Origin of the sequence: Rhodococcus sp. P14 (assembly GCF_000256505.1) — a bacterium.
In the GTDB taxonomy this organism is placed as follows: domain Bacteria; phylum Actinomycetota; class Actinomycetes; order Mycobacteriales; family Mycobacteriaceae; genus Rhodococcus; species Rhodococcus ruber.
On record NZ_AJFC01000414.1, the window covers coordinates 1 to 1,404 of the forward strand.

The following is a 1,404-nucleotide window of genomic DNA, read 5'->3' on the forward strand; positions in this document are numbered from 1 at the left end:
GTCGGTGCCGCTGCGGGTGCTGTTCGAGACCTCCACCGTCGAGGCGTTCGCCGCGGAGGTCGGCCGCCAGATCGGTACCGGTGCCCGGCGCCCGCTCGAGGCGGCACCGCGTCCCGAGCGGGTGCCGCTGTCGCTCGCCCAGCAGAGGTACTGGTTCCTCAACCAGTTCGACACCTCCTCCGCGGTGGACAACATTCCCTTCGCGGTGCGACTCCAGGGCGAGCTGGATCTCGCCGCGATGCAGGCGGCGGTGCGCGACGTGATCGGCCGGCACGAGATGCTGCGCACCTACTACCCGGATCCCGACGGCGGACCGCACCAGATCGTGCTCCCCGTGGACGATGCGCTGCCCGATCTGACGCCGTACGACGTCACCGAGGACAACCTCACCGAGGAAATCGTCGCGTTCATGTCCACGACCTTCGACGTGACACGTCAGGTGCCGGTGGCCTCGCGGATCTTCCGGATCACCGACACCGATTACGTCCTGGCGTTCGTCGTGCATCACGTCTCCGCGGACGGCGCCTCGATGGCACCCCTCGCCCGCGACGTCACCATCGCCTACGAGGCCCGGTCCCGCGGGGAGACCCCGGGGTGGGAGCCGCTGCCCGTCCAGTACGCGGACTACGCGTTGTGGCAGCGCGACGTCATCGGTTCGGAGGACGATCCCGACTCCGTCGCCGCGCAGCAGATCGAGTACTGGAAGCGGACCCTGGCCGGTCTGCCCGACCAGATCGATCTCCCCGCCGACCGCCCACGACCTCCGCGTCAGAGCTTCCGTGGCGACTCGCTGCACTTCACCGTCGACGCCGAGTTGCACCGGGGTCTGCAGGATCTGGCACGCCGCCACAACGCCACGCTGTTCATGGTGGTGCACGCCGCCCTGGCGACCCTGATGGGACGGCTGTCGGGTACCGAGGACGTCGCGATCGGTACGCCGATCGCGGGCCGCGGCGAGCGGGTGCTCGACGACCTGATCGGCATGTTCGTCAACACGCTGGTCTTCCGCCCCCGCGTGCAGTCCGATGTCGCATTCGACGAGTTCCTGGCTCAGGTCCGGGAGACGGACCTCGGTGCGTTCGCGCACGCCGACGTGCCGTTCGAGCGCCTGGTGGAGGTGCTCAATCCCGTGCGGTCGACGGCCCGGAACCCGCTGTTCCAGGTGGGCCTGTCCTTCCAGAACCTCGCACAGACGAAGTTGGAACTGCCGGGGCTGACCGTCTCCCCGACCAACTTCGAGCTCGAGCTCGCCAAGACCGACCTGCAGCTGACCGTCTTCGACCGCTACGACGAGGACGGGACGCCGGCTCGTATCGACGCGACGTTCACGTGTGCGACGGATCTGTTCGACAAGGGCACCGTGGCCGGTTTCGCGGAGCGGTTCGTGCGGGTGCTCGAGGCGGT

Annotated in this window: 1 protein-coding gene; it reads left to right on the forward strand. The window is 68.7% G+C overall.

The features are described from left to right. Positions 1 to 1,404, forward strand: a 1,404-nt coding sequence (locus tag OEY_RS29400) for a condensation domain-containing protein (RefSeq protein WP_010596976.1), incomplete at both ends; no start/stop codon positions are given.